General features: G+C 68.8%; 15 protein-coding genes. 12 read left to right on the top strand and 3 right to left on the bottom strand.

What is annotated here, in order from left to right:
- Positions 1–2 precede the first annotated feature (2 nt).
- From ABDW61_RS14190 to ABDW61_RS14180, 3 genes are read right to left on the bottom strand one after another with little or no spacing between them, the layout of a single operon-like run.
- Complete coding sequence (locus tag ABDW61_RS14190) at positions 3–1517, bottom strand: NAD(P)H-hydrate dehydratase (protein WP_343639507.1); 1515 nt, start codon at positions 1515–1517, stop codon at positions 3–5.
- Between the two features lie 45 nt (positions 1518–1562).
- Positions 1563–2768 (bottom strand): FAD-dependent oxidoreductase, encoded by a 1206-nt coding sequence (locus ABDW61_RS14185; RefSeq protein WP_343639505.1) that lies wholly within the window; start codon positions 2766–2768, stop codon positions 1563–1565.
- Between the two features lies 1 nt (position 2769).
- Positions 2770–4137 (bottom strand): amidase, encoded by a 1368-nt coding sequence (locus tag ABDW61_RS14180; protein ID WP_343639503.1) that lies wholly within the window; start codon positions 4135–4137, stop codon positions 2770–2772.
- Between the two features lie 202 nt (positions 4138–4339).
- Here ABDW61_RS14180 and rpsB point away from each other — a divergent pair, with 202 nt between their 5' ends.
- The 12 genes from rpsB (at position 4340) to fabZ (ending at position 16098) form a co-directional block, all read left to right on the top strand.
- A complete protein-coding gene (gene rpsB / locus ABDW61_RS14175) occupies positions 4340–5086 on the top strand; it encodes a 30S ribosomal protein S2 (protein ID WP_343639501.1) in 747 nt (248 codons plus the stop codon).
- 119 nt (positions 5087–5205) lie between these two features.
- Complete coding sequence (gene tsf, locus ABDW61_RS14170) at positions 5206–6102, top strand: translation elongation factor Ts (protein WP_343639500.1); 897 nt, start codon at positions 5206–5208, stop codon at positions 6100–6102.
- A 107-nt stretch (positions 6103–6209) separates the two neighbouring features.
- Positions 6210–6920: a UMP kinase gene (pyrH, locus tag ABDW61_RS14165; protein ID WP_343639499.1), complete on the top strand. Its 711-nt coding sequence runs from the start codon at positions 6210–6212 to the stop codon at positions 6918–6920.
- A 51-nt stretch (positions 6921–6971) separates the two neighbouring features.
- Positions 6972–7532: a ribosome recycling factor gene (gene frr, locus ABDW61_RS14160; RefSeq protein ID WP_343639497.1), complete on the top strand. Its 561-nt coding sequence runs from the start codon at positions 6972–6974 to the stop codon at positions 7530–7532.
- A gap of 13 nt (positions 7533–7545) precedes the next feature.
- Positions 7546–8277: a polyprenyl diphosphate synthase gene (gene uppS, locus ABDW61_RS14155; protein WP_343639496.1), complete on the top strand. Its 732-nt coding sequence runs from the start codon at positions 7546–7548 to the stop codon at positions 8275–8277.
- A gap of 1 nt (position 8278) precedes the next feature.
- Entirely contained in the window at positions 8279–9112 is an 834-nt protein-coding gene (locus ABDW61_RS14150) for a phosphatidate cytidylyltransferase (protein WP_343639495.1), read from the top strand.
- Positions 9113–9129: 17 nt separating this feature from the next.
- The gene (gene ispC, locus ABDW61_RS14145) at positions 9130–10338 is read left to right on the top strand and encodes a 1-deoxy-D-xylulose-5-phosphate reductoisomerase (protein ID WP_343639494.1); all 1209 of its coding nucleotides are present in this window, start codon (positions 9130–9132) and stop codon (positions 10336–10338) included.
- Between the two features lie 51 nt (positions 10339–10389).
- Positions 10390–11760 carry an RIP metalloprotease RseP gene (rseP, locus tag ABDW61_RS14140; RefSeq protein ID WP_343639493.1) on the top strand — a complete coding sequence of 457 codons (1371 nt, stop codon included), beginning with the start codon at positions 10390–10392 and terminating at the stop codon, positions 11758–11760.
- 9 nt (positions 11761–11769) lie between these two features.
- The gene (gene bamA, locus ABDW61_RS14135; protein ID WP_343639492.1) at positions 11770–14073 is read left to right on the top strand and encodes an outer membrane protein assembly factor BamA; all 2304 of its coding nucleotides are present in this window, start codon (positions 11770–11772) and stop codon (positions 14071–14073) included.
- Complete coding sequence (locus ABDW61_RS14130; RefSeq protein ID WP_343639491.1) at positions 14073–14582, top strand: OmpH family outer membrane protein; 510 nt, start codon at positions 14073–14075, stop codon at positions 14580–14582. The genes bamA and ABDW61_RS14130 overlap by 1 nt, the downstream gene beginning before the upstream one ends.
- 2 nt (positions 14583–14584) lie before the next feature.
- Positions 14585–15646, top strand: coding sequence for a UDP-3-O-(3-hydroxymyristoyl)glucosamine N-acyltransferase (lpxD, locus tag ABDW61_RS14125; RefSeq protein ID WP_343639490.1), 1062 nt, complete (start codon positions 14585–14587; stop codon positions 15644–15646).
- Positions 15643–16098 (top strand): 3-hydroxyacyl-ACP dehydratase FabZ, encoded by a 456-nt coding sequence (gene fabZ / locus ABDW61_RS14120; protein WP_343639489.1) that lies wholly within the window; start codon positions 15643–15645, stop codon positions 16096–16098. The genes lpxD and fabZ overlap by 4 nt, the downstream gene beginning before the upstream one ends.
- The last annotated feature ends 19 nt before the right edge of the window (positions 16099–16117 follow it).

Here is a 16117-nt window from a genome sequence, read left to right as displayed (position 1 = left end):
CGTCAGGCGGCCGGCGCGTGCCGGCTGGCCATGGCCTCGATGAGGTTGGCGGCGAGCAGGGGGCCTCGATGGTCCTCGGCCGCCGCCCCGTGCCAGGCGACGGCCGCGCACGCCAGGTCGTGCGGCGCGATGCCGGGCGATTGCGCCCACAGGCCGCCGATCCAGCCCGCGAGCACGTCACCGCTCCCCGCGGTGGCCAGGGCGGACGAGCCGGTGCTGTTGATCGACAGCGGCCGGCCGCGCGTCATGACGACGCTGCCTGATCCCTTGAGCACCACGGTGGCCTCGAAACGCAGCGCCAGTTGCGTCGCGGCGTCCAGCCGATCGGCCTGAACGTCCGCGGCCGAGCCCAGACCCAGCAATCGCGCCGCTTCGAGTGGATGCGGCGTGAGCACCGTGTCCCATCCATGCGCGGCGCGCTGTTTGACGACGGCTTGCAGGGACTCGTCGCTGGCGATGAGGTTGAGCGCGTCGGCATCGAGCACGACGCGTGTCGCGCCATGCAACACGGTCGACAGCGCAGCGCTGATCGCTGTGCCGCCTCCGCAGCCGCACACGGCGACCACATCGCGCCAGTGCGCGGCCGGCGCCTGCCAGCGCGCGAAGTCCCAGTGCATCAGTTCCGGCCGGGCGGGCCAGGGCAGGCCGTCGTCGTCCGGCAGGGCCGCGTAGACGCGTCCTGCGCCCGCGGCGAGCGCCGCGCCCGCCGCGAGCCAGGCCGCGCCGCGCATTGATGGTGCGCCGCCTAGCACGACGACATCGCCGTTGCGCCCCTTGTGGCTCGTGGCGGCGCGTGCGTGGGTGCGTTGCCACTCGGCGATGCGTGACGCGCCGAAGAGCAGCCCCACGCCATCCTTGCCGGCCGGAACGCCGAGGTCGTCGAACCAGAGGCGGCCGGCGAGCGCGCGTCCCTCGCCGGTGAAGAGGCCGGATTTGAGCGTCAGGAAGGTCAGCGTGTGATCGGCGCGCACGGCATCGGCGCCAAGTGGCTGACCGGTGCGGACGTCGAGGCCGCTGGGGACGTCGATGGACAGGATCGTCGCGGCCGCCTGCCGCAGGCGATCGATGGCCTGGATGGCGCTGGCGATCTCGCCTGCGGGCGCGCGGCTCGCGCCCAGGCCGAGCAGGGCATCGATGACGAGGTCGGTCCTTCGCGGCGCTGGATCGATTTCCCGTTGCGGCACCAGACCGGCCTGGCGGGCGGCCGCCAGCGCGTGCGCGGCGTCCGAGCCAGTCCTGGGTTCCGGCCCGGCGAGGAGGACCTCAACGGTCCACCCCAGCGCCGCGAGGTGCCGCGCCGCGACAAGTCCGTCGCCACCGTTGTTGCCTGGGCCCGCGAAGACGACCGCATGGCGGCCCAAGGGCTGGATCGCCAGCGCCAGGCGCGCCACCGCGAGTCCCGCGCGCTCGATCAGCGTGTGCGGCGGGTGCATCGACAGCGCGGCGGCCTCGGCGCGCCGGCTCGAGGGCGCGTCATGCAGAGGCCAATCGTGGGAAGTGGGAAACACCGGCAGCATGGCGCCGACTCTATCCCGGCCCCCGCGCGGCGTCCCTTTGCCCCTTCACTTCAGCCGGCCGGGCTCCAGCAGCGCGGCGTCGATGCCCGGATCCTTCTTCGCCAGCCGCGCGGAGAGCAGTTGCGCGGCGGCGCCGGCCATGGTCCAGCCATGCTCGCCGTGGCCGATGTTGAGCCACACGCCCGGCAGGCCGGACTCGCCGATCAGCGGGAGCTCGTCGGGCAGCATCAGGCGCGAGGCCTTCCAGCGTTGCTGGCCGCCCGCGAGCAGCGCGCCGGGGAACCAGTCGTGCGCCGCCTGATGGAGGGTTCCCATCGACTGACCGTCGGGCTGGGCCGAGGACCCGCCGAGCTCATGGGCGCCGCCAACGCGCACGCGCTGGCCGAGCCGGGTGAGGCTGACGCCCAGGCTCATGTCCAGCACGCTCGCGCGCGGGCCAAGATCCGGATGGGCCTCGAGTTGCCGCAGCGGTGCCGTGAGCGTGTGCGTGTGCACCGTGCCCCAGGGCAGCTTCAGGCCTTGTGCCGCAAGCAGCGGCGCCGCGCCCTTGCCGGCGCAGAGGAGCACGGCATCGACGCGCAGCGGCTCCCGGGCCGCGACGTGGACGGCGGGCTGGTTGCCGGGCTCGATGCGCAGCACGTCGGTGTTGAAGTTCCAGCGCACGCCCAGGCGCTGCGCCTCGAGCTTCAGCGCCTGGCTGAACTGGCGCGCATTGGCTGCCTCGTCCTGCGACAGCAGGATGCCGCCATGCAGGGCCGTCTCCGGATTGAGGCCGGGCTCATGGGCACGGCAGCCGTCGGCGTCGAGCTCGCGGTGCGGCACCTGGCGCGCCTGCAGCCGCGCCAGCAGCGGTGCGGCGGCCTTGTAGTCCTTGGCGGTGCGCCAGAGCAGCAGCACGCCGGCTTCGCGCTCCACCTCCATCTTCAGTTCGCGCCGCCACACGGCCATCACCGCCTGGCCACGCAGGGCCAGCGCGTGCAGCGCCTCGGGCATCGCCGCAGCGCCGCGCGCGCGGCTGGCGCGCCAGTGCGCGAACTTCCAGCTCATCTGTCCCGGCTTGCCGCGCCAGACCAGCGGCAGCTCCGGCCGCGCGGCCATCAGGCCCGGCGCGATCAGCCCCGGCGGCGCGAAACTCGCGCCGGTGGCGACGCTGGTATCGCGTTCGAAGACGTGGACCTCATGCCCCTGCAGCGCCAGTTCGTACGCGCTGGTGACGCCGGCCAGGCCGGCTCCGATGATCGCGACCCGCATGTCAGCGCGCTCCTGCCGGGCATGCCGCCGCCAGCGCGGCTTCCACGCGGGCGGCGGCGCCCAGCACCGTGCCGTCGCGCAGCGCCGGCGCCCACAGCATCAGGCCGACGGGCAGCTCGCCGGGGTGCTCGCAGGGGATCGAGATCGCGCAGCCGTCGAGCAGATTCACAACGGCGGTGTTGCGCAGCAGGCGCGCGTTGGTGGCAAAGAAGAGGTCGTCGCTGTGCAGCAAGGGGGCGATCTCCGGGGCTTGGAGGGGAACGGTGGGGCTCAGGAAGGCGTCGATGTCCCGCATCGAGGCGTTCATGTCGTGGATCCAACGCTGGCGGGCGTCCAGCAGCGCCTGGTAGGCGGGCGGCGCGATCGCCTCGCCGCGGCGGATGCGCACAGCGACGCGCGGGTCGTAACGGTCGCCTCGTTCGGCGAGGCGCGCATGGTGCCACGCCCAAGCCTCGGCTGCGGTGATGCCACCCTGCGTTTGCAGTTCCGCCACACGGGGCAGGGCGGGCAGCGCGCGTTCCTCGATCCGGGCGCCGGCGGCGCGCAGCGCCGTCAGGGCGCGCTCGAAGGCCGCGGCCACCGCGGGCTCGAGCTCGTCCTGCATGAAGGTCGGCGTGACCGCGAGCCGCCACGCCGAAAGCGGCCGCTCATCGAGGTCAGCGCGAGCGCCACTGAGCACGCCATGCAGCAACGCGGCGTCGCGCACCGAGCGCGTGATCACACCGGCGGTGTCCAGCGAGGGCGACAGCGGCACGCAGCCCTCGAGCGGCACGAGCCGCGCGGTGCCCTTGAAGCCGACCAGTCCCTGGAGCGCGGCCGGGATGCGCAGCGAACCGCCAGTGTCGGAGCCGAGCGCCGCCCAGGCGGCACCGGTGGCCACGCTGACGGCGCCGCCCGAGGTCGAGCCGCCGGGGACGCGGTCGAGCCCGTCGACGGCGTGTGTCACCGGATTGCGGGGCGTTCCGTGATGCGGATTGGTGCCGACGCCGGAGAACGCGAATTCGCTCAGGTTGGTATGGCCGATCAGCGCGGCGCCCGCGGCCCGCAGCCGGGCGACCGCTGGAGCGTCCCGCGTGGCGGCGGGCGCGTCGCTCATCGCGGCGGAGGCCGCCGTCGCCGGATAACCGGCGACGTCGAACAGGTCCTTCACCGAGACGGCCAGACCGCCCAGCGCCGGGCGGCCCAGCCCGTGGAGGGCGGCGTCATCGCAAGCCTGGGCGGCGGCGCGCGCCTGGGCGTCGAAGCGGCGCAGGAATACCTGCCCGCAAGCCGGTGACGCGGCTCGCGCGAGGCTCTCCTCCAGCAGCGCGCGCGCATCGGTCCGGCCATCGCGCAGAGCGGCCAGTGCCTCAGTCAGGTCGATCGACATGCAGAAACGGGTTATACTCGTCGGGTTTTTGCCGGATACGCCAGCCAAGGGGGCTGGAGTCTGGTGGGAACGCGGTGTGCAGGCAGTGGCTTTGAGCCCGTCGCACCTCGCAAATTCGCGGATCCGGCGAATCAAGGTGTTGCAACGTACAAGCAGACGTCGCAATTCGTGCCGGATTCTAGAACCAACCTTCGGAGTACTTATGTCCGTCACGATGCGTGAGATGCTGGAAGCCGGCGTCCATTTCGGTCACCAAACCCGCTTCTGGAATCCCAAGATGGCCCCGTATATCTACGGCCATCGGAACAAGATCCACATCATCAACCTCGAGAAGACGCTGCCGGCGTTCGAGGAAGCCCTGAAGTTCGTGCGCCAGCTCGCCTCCAAGCGCGGCACGATCCTGATGGTCGGCACCAAGCGCCAGGCCCGCGACATCGTCGCCGCCGAAGCCGAGCGCGCCGGCGTCCCGAGCGTCAACCAGCGCTGGCTGGGCGGCACGCTGACCAACTTCAAGACGGTCAAGACCTCGCTGAAGAAGCTCAAGGACATGCAGACCCAGGTCGACGCGGGCACCCAGCCGTCGATCAAGAAGGAAGCCCTGATGTTCCAGCGCGATATCGCCAAGCTGGAAAAGAACATCGGCGGCATCCAGGACATGGCCGCGCTGCCTGATGCCCTGTTCGTGATCGACGTGGGCTACCACAAGATCGCCGTCGCCGAAGCCAAGAAGCTGGGCATTCCGGTCATCGGCGTGGTCGACACCAACCACAGCCCCGAAGGCATCGATTACGTGATCCCCGGCAACGACGACTCGGCCAAGGCCGTGGCGCTGTACGCCAAGGCCGTCGCCGACGCGGTCCTGGAAGGCCGCGCCAACGCGTCCAATGACGTCGTGGCCGCCGTCGCCGCCGAAGGCGACGAGTTCGTGGAAGTGAACGAAGGCGCCTGATCCAGGCCCTGGCCCGCCACGGGTGACGACAAGGGGGCTGATTCAGCCCCCTTCGTCCAATCAGATTCAAATTTCAGCGGTGCCGGGTCGTTCCGGCGCCGCGACACACGGAGATTGAAATGGCAGCAATTACCGCAAGCATGGTCGCCGAGCTGCGCGCCCGCACCGACGCTCCCATGATGGAGTGCAAGAAGGCGCTGACCGAAGCCGAGGGCGACCTGGTCCGCGCTGAAGAGATCCTGCGCGTCAAGCTGGGCAACAAGGCCGGCAAGGCCGCTTCGCGCATCACCGCCGAAGGCATCGTCGCCGCGGCCGTGAAGGGCAACGCCGGCGCGCTGGTCGAAGTCAACTGCGAAACCGACTTCGTCTCCAAGAACGATGCCTTCCTGGCTTTCGTGAACGCGCTGGCCGGCATGATCGCCGAGTCGAACCCCGCCGACATCGCCGCCCTGTCCGCCCTGCCGCTGTCGCAGGAAGGCTTCGGCCCGACGGTCGAGGACGTGCGCAAGGGCCTGATCGGCAAGATCGGCGAGAACATGACGATCCGCCGCTTCAAGCGCTATGAAGGCGCCAAGCTGGCCTCCTACCTGCATGGCACCCGCATCGGTGTGATGGTCGAGTTCGAGGGTGACGAAGTCGCCGCCAAGGACGTCGCCATGCACGTCGCCGCGATGAAGCCGGCCGCGCTGTCCTCCGCCGAAGTCCCGGCCGAGCTGGTCGAGAAGGAACGCAAGATCGCCACCGAGAAGGCCGCCGAATCCGGCAAGCCGGCCGAGATCGTCGCCAAGATGGTCGAGGGCTCGGTGCAGAAGTTCCTGAAGGAAGTCTCGCTGCTGGACCAGGTCTTCGTGAAGGCCGCCGACGGCAAGCAGACCGTCGCCGGCATGCTCAAGGACAAGGCCACGACGGTGAAGTCGTTCACCCTGTACGTGGTGGGCGAAGGCATCGAGAAGAAGGTCGACGACTTCGCTGCCGAAGTGGCTGCCCAGGTGGCCGCCGCGAGCAAGCAGCAGTAAGGCTCGCGACTCAAAAAGGGCGCCTCTGGCGCCCTTTACACTTGTGCGCTTGCGCTCGCAGGCGCAGGTCAGACACTCTCTCTATCGGCTGTATTGACGAGGTAACAATGCCCGCCCACAAACGCATCCTGCTCAAGCTTTCCGGCGAAGCCCTGATGGGCGACGACTCCTACGGCATCAACCGCGCGACGATCGTTCGCATGGTCCAGGAGATCCAGGAAGTGACGCAGCTCGGCGTCGAGGTCGCGGTCGTCATCGGCGGCGGCAACATCTTCCGCGGCGTGGCGGGCGGCTCCGTCGGCATGGACCGCGCGACGGCCGACTACATGGGCATGCTGGCGACGGTGATGAACTCGCTGGCCCTGGCCGACACGATGCGCCAGGAAGGCATGACCGCCCGCGTCATGTCGGCGATCGCGATCGAGCAGGTCGTCGAGCCCTACGTGCGCCCCAAGGCGCTGCAGTATCTGGAAGAAGGCAAGGTCGTCGTCTTCGCCGCCGGCACCGGCAATCCCTTCTTCACGACCGACACCGCCGCCGCGTTGCGCGGCGCGGAAGTCGGCGCCGAGATCATGCTCAAGGCGACCAAGGTCGACGGCGTCTACACCGCCGACCCGAAGAAGGACCCGACGGCGACGCGCTACGCGCGCATCAGCTTCGACGAGGCCATCAGCAAGAACCTGCAAGTCCTGGACGCGACGGCCTTCGCGCTGTGCCGCGACCAGAAGCTCCCCATCAAGGTGTTCTCGATTTTCAAGCCGGGCGCGCTCAAGCGCGTCGTCATGGGCGAGGACGAAGGCACCCTGGTGCACGTCTGATCGGGCTCGCGCGTTGAAGACGGCGCCGACCCATTGATCGAGGAAAAGAACATGAGCACTGCCGACATCAAGAAGAACGTGGAAGCCAAGATGGTCAAGTCCATCGAGGCCTTCAAGAACGAACTGCAGAAGATCCGCACCGGCCGCGCCCACCCGGGCCTGCTGGACCAGGTGCACGTGGACTACTACGGCTCGATGGTGCCGATCTCGCAGGTGGCCAACGTGTCGCTGCTGGATGCCCGCACGGTCAGCGTGCAGCCCTGGGAGAAGGGCATGGGCCAGAAGATCGAGAAGGCCATCCGCGAATCGGATCTGGGCCTGAACCCCTCGTCGCAGGGCGACCTGATCCGTGTGCCGATGCCGCCGCTGTCGGAAGAGCGCCGCCGCGACCTGGTCAAGGTCGCCAAGGGCGCTGCCGAGGACGCCAAGGTGGCCGTGCGCAACCTGCGCCGCGATGCCAACGAACAGGCGAAGAAGCTGGCCAAGGACAAGGCCATCACCGAGGACGACGAGCGCCGCAGCCAGGACGAGGTCCAGAAGCTGACCGACAAGGTCGTCGCCGAGATCGACAAGCTGCTCTCGGCCAAGGAAGCCGAGATCATGGCCGTCTGAGCGTCGCATCCCTGTGAGCGCCGACAGCAAGGCGGGAGTGCCCCGCCATGTGGCCATCGTCATGGATGGCAACGGTCGATGGGCGAAGAAGCGTTTCCTTCCGCGCTTCTTCGGTCACAAGCAGGGCGTGGACGCCCTGGTGCGAGTGGTGCAGGCCTGCATCGATCGCGAGATCGAGTATCTGACGGTCTTCGCCTTCTCCAGCGAGAACTGGAAGCGGCCCAGCGACGAGGTGTCCGGGCTGATGGGCCTGGTGCTGGCGGCGGTGTCGCGCTACCTGGCGCGCATGGGCGCGATGGGCGTGCGCATCCGCATCGTCGGCGACCGCGAGGCGGTGTCGGACAAGCTCCGCGCCGCCTGGGCCGAGGCCGAGAATTCCACCGCTCACAACAGCAAGCTGACGCTGAACGTCGCGTTCAACTACGGCGGCCGCTGGGACATCGTCCAGGCCTGCCGCAAGGCGATCGAGGCGGGCGTGCCCGCTGCGGAACTGACCGAGGCCAAGCTGTCCGAGTTCATGGCGATGAGCTATGCGCCGGATCCTGACCTCTTCATCCGCACGGGCGGCGAGCTGCGCATCAGCAATTTCATGCTCTGGCAGACCGCGTACACGGAGTTCGTCTTCTCGGACTGCCTGTGGCCCGAGTTCGGCGAGGCGCAACTGGACGAGGCCATCGCCGCGTTCCGGGCGCGCGACCGCCGCTTCGGTGGCGTGAACGTACCGGGCGTCGCCCAGGAGGCTTGAGATGCTGATTCAGCGCGTGATCACGGCCCTCGTGCTGCTGGCGATCCTGCTGCCGGCGCTGTTCGCGTCGAACCCGATGTGGTTCGCGCTGCTGACGCTGGTGATGATCGCTGCGGCGGGGTGGGAATGGTCGCGGCTGAACGGCCGGCCGGGTGCCGCGGCGATCGGCTTCGGCGCGGCGCTCGCGGCGCTCTGCGCGTGCACTTTCTATCTCGTTGGCTTCAGCGTGCCGGCGTGGTGCTGGTGGCTGGCCGGCGGTCTCTGGGTGCTGGGCGGCGTGCGCGCGCTCGCGGCCGGCGTCGCGGGTTGGCCGAAGATCTCTCCGGCGCTACGGCTGGCGCTGGGCGCGGTGCTGCTGTGGGCCGCCTGGCTGGCGCTGATCGCCGCGCGGGCGCGCGGCATCAACTTCCTGTTGTCGGCGATGTGCCTGGTCTGGATGGCCGACATCGCCGCCTACTTCGCCGGCAAGGCCTTCGGCAGACGCAAGCTGGCGCCGGCCATCAGCCCGGGCAAGAGCTGGGAAGGCGCGATCGGCGGCCTTGTCGGCGTGATCGTGCTGGGCGTGGTCTGGGTGCATGTCATCGACGTGCGCGTGCCGGTGGATTCGGCCTCGCTGTACAGCGTGCTGGTGCGGCGCATCGGCGTCGTCTCGGTGCTGGCGGTGGTCTTCCTGTCGGCGATGAGCGTCGTCGGCGACCTCTTCGAATCGCTGGTCAAGCGCGCCGCCGGCGCCAAGGACAGCAGCCAGCTGCTGCCCGGCCATGGCGGCGTGCTCGATCGTGTCGACGCGCTGCTGCCGGTGCTGCCGCTGGCGCTCGCGCTGACTTCCCTCTGACCTTCCGGACCTTTCCGATGAGCTCCCTCCACCACCGCCCGCAGCAGGTCTGCGTGCTGGGTTCTACCGGCTCGATCGGCACCAGCACCCTCGACGTCATCGCCCGTCATCCGGACCGCTATCGCGTCTTCGCGCTCTCGGCGATGAGCCGCGTCGACGACCTGGCCGCGCAATGCGTTCGGCACGCGCCGCGTTTCGCGGTGCTGCCCGATGCGGCGCTGGCGGCGCAACTGCGCGCCCGGCTGCGCGAAGCGGGTTCGCGCACCGAAGTGCTCGACGGCATGGCTTCGCTGAGCGAGATCGCTGCGCATCCCGACGTGGATGCGGTGATGGCCGCCATCGTCGGCGCGGCCGGCCTGGCGCCCGCGATGGCCGCGGCACGCGCGGGCAAGCGTCTGCTGCTGGCCAACAAGGAAGCGATCGTGCTGGGCGGCGCGCTGTTCATGCGCGCGGTGGAGCAGGGCGGCGCCACGCTGCTGCCGGTGGACTCCGAGCATTCGGCGATCTTCCAGTGCCTGCCCGAAGACCGCGCCACCTGGGCCGAGCGCATCGATCACATCGTGCTGACCGCCTCGGGCGGTCCGTTCCGCCAGCGCGATCCGGCCACTCTCGCCAGCGTCACGCCCGATCAGGCCTGCGCGCATCCCAACTGGGTGATGGGGCGCAAGATCTCGGTCGACTCGGCGACGATGATGAACAAGGCGCTTGAGGTCATCGAGGCGCGCTGGCTCTTCAATCTCAAGCCGGAGCAGATCAAGGTCCTGATCCATCCGCAGAGCATCGTGCACTCGATGGTCGTGTGCCGCGATCACTCGGTGCTGGCGCAGTTGGGCACGCCCGACATGCGCGTGCCGATCGCCTACGCGCTGTCCTTCCCGGAGCGCATCGAGTCGGGCGCCGGCATGCTCGATCTGCTGAAGGCGCCGAACCTCGCGTTCGAGGAGGCCGACGAGCGGCGCTTCCCCGGTCTGCATCTGTCGTGGCAGGCGCTGCGCGCGGCCGAGGGCAGCACCGCCGTGCTGAACGCGGCCAACGAAGAGGCGGTCGCCGCCTTCCTCGACGGCCAACTGCGCTTCGATCACATCTGCCGTGTCAACCGCGATGCGCTCGACAGCGTGATGCCTGAGGCCGGCGAGGTCGACAGCATCGAGGGTCTGCTGGCGCTCGACGCCAGAGCCCGCCGGCAGGCCAGACAGCGGATCGCGGCGCTGGCCGCGACGGCCTGACCCTCCGGCCTTCCGTCACCCCGCGCCAGCCCACGATCCAGGACGTCCGCGATGCTCTCCCAAGTCCTCTATTTCCTCGTCACGCTGGGCATCCTCATCGTGATCCACGAGTGGGGCCACTACCGTGTCGCCCGCGCCTGCGGCGTCAAGGTGCTGCGCTTCTCGGTCGGCTTCGGCCGGGTGCTGCTGCGCCGGCGCAAGTCGCCCGAGGACACCGAGTTCACGCTCAGCGCCATCCCGCTGGGCGGCTACGTCCGCATGCTCGACGAGAGTGACGGCCCGGTCCCGCCGGACCAGCTCTCCCAGGCCTTCAACCGCAAGACGCTGTGGCAGCGCGCGGCCATCGTCGCTGCCGGGCCGGCGGCCAACCTGATCCTGGCGGTGCTGCTGTTCGCGGCGGTCGGGTGGATCGGCCGCGAGGAGCCCAAGGCGGTGATCGGCTCGCCGGTGGCGGGCGGCCTGGCCGAACGCGCCGGCCTGCGCGCTGGCGACTGGATCCAGGCCTGGTCCGCCGACGGCCAGGAGTGGGAGGACGTGCGCTCGATGCCGGACTTCGGCTGGCAACTGGCACGGGCGGTCGCGGACAAGCGGCCGCTGCTGCTCAGCGTCGCCGGCATTGCCGGTCATGGCGCGCGCACGCTCCGCCTGGACACGGACCAACTGCCGAGCCGCGACTTCGACGAACGCACGGCGCAGGCCATCGGGCTGGGCGGTGTGTTCTTCGAGCCGGTGCTCGGCGAGGTCACCGATGGCAGTCCGGCCCAGAGCGCCGGTCTGCATCCGGGCGACCGGCTGCTGCGCGTCAACGGCGAGGCGGTGCCGGACTTCGCCTGGTTCGTGCAGCGCGTGCGCCGCGCGCAGGTCGATGGCAAGGCCGAGACCCTGCGCATCGAATTGCGGCGCGATGGCGAGGTCCTCGAGCGTGAGGTCACGCCCTCGATCGAAGGGACTGGCGAGCAGCGCGTCGCGCGCATCGGCGCGGGTTTCGCGACCAGGCCGGCGATGGTGACGGTGCATTACGGCCCGGTCGATTCGATCAGGCAAGGCCTGACCCGCACCTGGGACCTGAGCGCGCTGACGCTCAAGACCCTGGGCCGCATGCTGATCGGTGAAGCTTCGGTAAAGAACCTGAGCGGACCGCTGACCATCGCCAAGGCCGCGGACCAGTCTGCGAGCCTCGGCCTGGCTGCGTTCCTGAGCTTCCTCGCGGCGGTCAGCGTGAGCCTGGGTGTCCTGAACCTGCTGCCGCTGCCGATGCTCGATGGCGGACACCTGATGTATTATCTTTTTGAGGGTTTGAGCGGCCGCCCTGTCTCTGAGCGGTGGCACAAGCAGCTGCAACGCGCAGGTATCGCCGTCGTGCTGCTGATGATGAGCCTGGCCCTTTTCAACGATCTGACCCGTACGCTGGGTCTGCACTGAAGCTTCCGCATGTCCCGACTCCTGCCCGACGCTCTGCGCCCCCACGTGATCCAACTGGCGGTGCTGGCCACCGCGTTGAATGCCGGTTCCGCCTGGGCCGCCGAGCCCTTCGTCCTCAAGGACATCCGCGTCGAGGGCCTGCAACGCACCGACCCGGGCACCGTCTTCGCGGCGCTGCCGTTCCGCATCGGTGACACCTACAACGACGAGAAGGGCGCCGCCGCGCTGCGCGCGCTGTTTGCGACGGGCCTGTTCAAGGACGTGCGCATCAACCTCGACACCGATGCCGTCGTCATCGTGATCGAGGAACGTCCGATCATCGCCAACGTCAGCTTCGTCGGCCTGAAGGAATTCGACACCGAGGCGCTGACCAAGTCGCTGAAGGACGTGGGCATCGGCGAAGGCAAGCCGTTCGACAAGGCGCTGGCCGACCGCGCCGAGCAGGAACTGAAGCGGCAATACCTGACCCGCTCGCTGTACGGTGCCGAAGTGACGACGACGATCACCCCGATCGAACGCAACCGCGTCAACGTCAGCTTCTCGGTGACCGAGGGCGAACCGGCCAAGATCGCCGAGATCCGCATCCTGGGCAACAAGGTCTTCTCCGAAGGCACGCTGCTGGGTCTGCTCGAGCAGACCACGTCGGGCTGGCTGACCTGGTACACCAAGACCGACCGCTACTCCAGAGCGAAGCTCAACGCCGACCTGGAAACCATCCGCTCCTACTACCTGAACCGCGGCTACCTGGAGTTCAACGTCGAGTCGACGCAGGTGACGATCTCGCCGGACAAGCAGAGCATCAGCATCGCGATCACGGTGAACGAGGGTCAGCCCTACACCGTCAACGGCATCAAGCTCGAAGGCGACTTCCTGGGCCGCGACGAGGAGTTCAAGCGCCTTATCTCGCTCAAGCCGGGGCAGCCCTACAACGGCGAGGCGGTGGCGCAGACGACGCGCAACTTCCAGGACCTCTACGGCACCTTCGGCTACGCCTTCGCGCGGGTCGAGAGCCGGCCCGAGATCGATCGAGCCACCGGCCAGGTCACGGTGACGCTGGTGGGCGAGCCGCAGCGCCGCGTCTACGTGCGCCGCGTGCTGATCTCCGGCAACACCCGCACGCGCGACGAAGTCATCCGCCGCGAGTTCCGCCAGTTCGAATCGTCGTGGTACGACGGCGGCCGCATCAAGGCCTCGCGCGACCGCGTCGAGCGCCTGGGCTACTTCAAGGACGTCACGATCGACACGACCGAGGTGCCGGGCTCGCCCGACCAGGTCGACGTCACGCTGACCGTCACCGAGCGCCCGACCGGCAACATCCAGATCGGCGCCGGCTACTCGAGCGCGAGCAAGCTGTCGCTGTCGGGCTCGATCTCGCAAGAGAACGTGTTCGGCTCGGGCAACTATCTGGGCGTGCAGGTCAACACCGCCAGTACGGGCCGCTCGCTGGGCGTCACGACGGTCGACCCGTACTTCACCGTCGACGGCGTGTCGCGCGCGATCGACGTGTTCTACCGGACCGTCAAGCCGATCAACAACCTCGGCGAGGAATACGAGTTCGCGTCCTATGGCGGCTCGGTGAAGTTCGGCGTGCCCTTCTCGGAGGACGACACCGTCTTCTTCGGCATCGGCTACGAGACGACCCGCATCACGACGACGACTGGCCTGCCCAACAGCTATTGGCTGTTCCGCAACCAGTTCGGGTCGTCGGCGGTGGCGATCCCGCTGACCATCGGCTGGAAGAAGGACAACCGCGACTCGGTGATCACCCCGACCGCCGGCTCGATGAAGCGGGTCAACCTGGAACTGAGCCCGGTCGGCGATTCGCGCTACTCGATCGTGAACCTGCAGTACCAGGAGTTCTTCCCGCTGGGCCGCAAGTTCTCGCTGATGCTCAACGGCGAAGTCGCCTACGGCCGTGGCCTGGGTGGCCGCCCGTATCCGATCTTCAAGAACTTCTACGGCGGCGGCTTGGGCTCGGTGCGGGTGTTCGAGCCCGGCACGCTGGGCCCTGTCGACGTGACGGGCTCGTACACCGGCGGCAACCGCAAGTTCAACTTGAACGCCGAGTTCTACGTGCCGGTGCCCGGATCGGGCAACGACAAGAGCTTCCGCCTGTTCGGCTTCGTCGACGCCGGCAACGTGTGGGGCCAGGACGAGAAGCTCGATTTCAGCGGGGTGCGCGCCTCGGCGGGCGTCGGTATCAGCTGGCTGTCGCCAATGGGGCCGCTGCGGCTGAGCTACGGCTCGCCGATCCGCAAGAAGCCCACGGATAGAATCGAGCGATTCCAATTCCAGATCGGGACTGCATTCTGATGAAGAGCAAGCTGTCGCAGATCGTCGCCGCGGCCCTGTTGACGGGCGTGGCGACCCTGGGCGCGCAAGCACAGGAAGTGAAGATCGGCTACGTGAACAGCGAGCGGATCCTGCGCGAGACCAACCTGGCCAAGGCCGCCGAGACCAAGCTGCAGGCCGAGTTCGGCCGCCGCGAGAAGGCGCTGCTGGACCAGGAGAACAAGCTGCGCGCGGCTGCCGAGAAGCTCGACAAGGACAGTCCGGCGATCAGCGATGTGGAGCGCGGCCGCCGTCAGCGCGAGCTGATCGAGCAGGACCGCGACCTGCAGCGCAAGCGCCGCGAGTTCAACGAGGACGTCGCCCAGCGCAAGAGCGAGGAGACGGCGGCGCTGGTCGAGAAGGCGAACAAGGTCATCAAGAAGATCTTCGAGGATGACAAGTACGACCTGATCGTTCAGGATGCGATCCATGCCAGCCCGCGGGTGGACATCACGAAGAAGGTGATCGACCAGCTCAACGCGCAGAAGTGACCATGAAACAGGTTCTGGTCTCGGATCTGATCGCCGCCTTGGGCGGCGATCTTGTTGGTGCCTCCTCCACGGCGATCCGCGCGATCGCCCCGCTGGAGGACGCCGGCGCGGACGCGATCTCCTTTCTCTCCAACCCGAAGTACGAAGCCCAACTGGCGACGACGCGCGCCGCCTGCGTGATCGTCTCGCCCAAACTGGCCGAGGCCGCCGCCGCGCGCCAGGGCCCCGGCACGACGGCGTGCTGCATCGTCGCGCCGGACCCCTATCTCTACTTCGCGCGGTTGACTCAGTGGTGGGCCGCGAACATGCGCAAGCCGCGCGCGGCGCCGGCCATTCATCCGACCGCGACGGTGGCGCCGGACGCGGCGCTGGGCCAGGGGGTCGAGGTCGGCCCGCATGCCGTGATCGAATCCGGCGCGGTGCTGGGCGACGGCGTGCGCATCGGCGCCCACACCATCGTCGAACAGGACGCCCGCATCGGCGCCCACACGCGGCTGGCCCCGCATGTGGTGTTCGGCCATGACTGCGTCATCGGCGAGCGCTCGCTGCTGCACAGCGGCGTGGTGATCGGCGCGGACGGTTTCGGCTTCGCGCCCACCAAGGGTGAAGCCGGCGTCGAGTGGGTCAAGATCGAGCAGCTCGGCGCGGTGCGCATCGGTGATGGCGTCGAGATCGGCGCCAACACCTGCGTCGACCGCGGCGCGCTGGGCGACACCGAGATCGGCGACGGCGTCATCATCGACAACCTGGTCCAGATCGCGCACAACGTGAAGATCGGCCGCGGCACGGCGATCGCCGGCGCGGTGGCGATCGCGGGCAGCGCCGAGATCGGCGCCCACTGCATCGTGGCCGGCGCGGCGCGCATCAACGGCCACATCAAGATCACTGACGGCGTGCAGATCGGGCCGACCGCCAACATCAGCAACAGCATCGACAAGGCCGGCGCCTACGCCGGCATGTGGCCTTTCGAGGACGCCGCCTCCTGGCAGAAGAATGCCGCCGCGCTGCGCGGGCTCTATGAGCTGCGCCAGCGCGTGCGCGCTTTGGAAAAGAAGACGACATGAACGAGACGATCATCGACATCCACGGCATCCTCGAGAAGCTGCCGCACCGCTACCCGATCCTGCTGGTCGACCGCGTGATCGAGGTCGAGAAGGGCGTGCGCATCCGCGCGCTGAAGAACGTCAGCATCAACGAGCCCTTCTTCCAGGGCCATTTCCCGCACCGGCCGGTCATGCCGGGCGTGCTGATCCTGGAAGCGCTGGCCCAGGCGGCCACGCTGCTGGCGGTGGAGAGCTACAACTTCACGCTGGACGAGAACCATGTCGTCTACTTCGCCGGCATCGACAACGCGCGCTTCAAGCGCCCCGTCGAGCCGGGCGACCAGTTGATCCTGGAAGTGACGCTGGACCGCGCCAAGGCGGGCATCTACAAGTTCGGCGCCAGGGCGCTGGTGGGCAGTGACGTCGTGGCCGAGGCCGGCCTGATGTGCACGATGCGCAAGCTCGACTGCTGATCGTCCGCGGCTTCCGAAC

Source organism: Roseateles sp. (assembly GCF_039595595.1).
GTDB lineage: Bacteria > Pseudomonadota > Gammaproteobacteria > Burkholderiales > Burkholderiaceae_C > Roseateles.
This window is presented reverse-complemented; position numbering and strand designations above follow the sequence as displayed.

Excerpts from the sequence above, each read along its gene's own strand:
- ABDW61_RS14190 (WP_343639507.1), bottom strand. The coding sequence starts at position 1,517 with ATGCTGCCGGTGTTTCCCACTTCCCACGATTGGCCTCTGCATGACGCG.
- ABDW61_RS14185 (WP_343639505.1), bottom strand. The coding sequence starts at position 2,768 with ATGCGGGTCGCGATCATCGGAGCCGGCCTGGCCGGCGTCACCAGCGCG.
- ABDW61_RS14180 (WP_343639503.1), bottom strand. The coding sequence starts at position 4,137 with ATGTCGATCGACCTGACTGAGGCACTGGCCGCTCTGCGCGATGGCCGG.
- rpsB (WP_343639501.1), top strand. The coding sequence starts at position 4,340 with ATGTCCGTCACGATGCGTGAGATGCTGGAAGCCGGCGTCCATTTCGGT.
- tsf (WP_343639500.1), top strand. The coding sequence starts at position 5,206 with ATGGCAGCAATTACCGCAAGCATGGTCGCCGAGCTGCGCGCCCGCACC.
- pyrH (WP_343639499.1), top strand. The coding sequence starts at position 6,210 with ATGCCCGCCCACAAACGCATCCTGCTCAAGCTTTCCGGCGAAGCCCTG.
- frr (WP_343639497.1), top strand. The coding sequence starts at position 6,972 with ATGAGCACTGCCGACATCAAGAAGAACGTGGAAGCCAAGATGGTCAAG.
- ABDW61_RS14150 (WP_343639495.1), top strand. The coding sequence starts at position 8,279 with ATGCTGATTCAGCGCGTGATCACGGCCCTCGTGCTGCTGGCGATCCTG.
- ispC (WP_343639494.1), top strand. The coding sequence starts at position 9,130 with ATGAGCTCCCTCCACCACCGCCCGCAGCAGGTCTGCGTGCTGGGTTCT.
- rseP (WP_343639493.1), top strand. The coding sequence starts at position 10,390 with ATGCTCTCCCAAGTCCTCTATTTCCTCGTCACGCTGGGCATCCTCATC.
- bamA (WP_343639492.1), top strand. The coding sequence starts at position 11,770 with ATGTCCCGACTCCTGCCCGACGCTCTGCGCCCCCACGTGATCCAACTG.
- ABDW61_RS14130 (WP_343639491.1), top strand. The coding sequence starts at position 14,073 with ATGAAGAGCAAGCTGTCGCAGATCGTCGCCGCGGCCCTGTTGACGGGC.
- lpxD (WP_343639490.1), top strand. The coding sequence starts at position 14,585 with ATGAAACAGGTTCTGGTCTCGGATCTGATCGCCGCCTTGGGCGGCGAT.
- fabZ (WP_343639489.1), top strand. The coding sequence starts at position 15,643 with ATGAACGAGACGATCATCGACATCCACGGCATCCTCGAGAAGCTGCCG.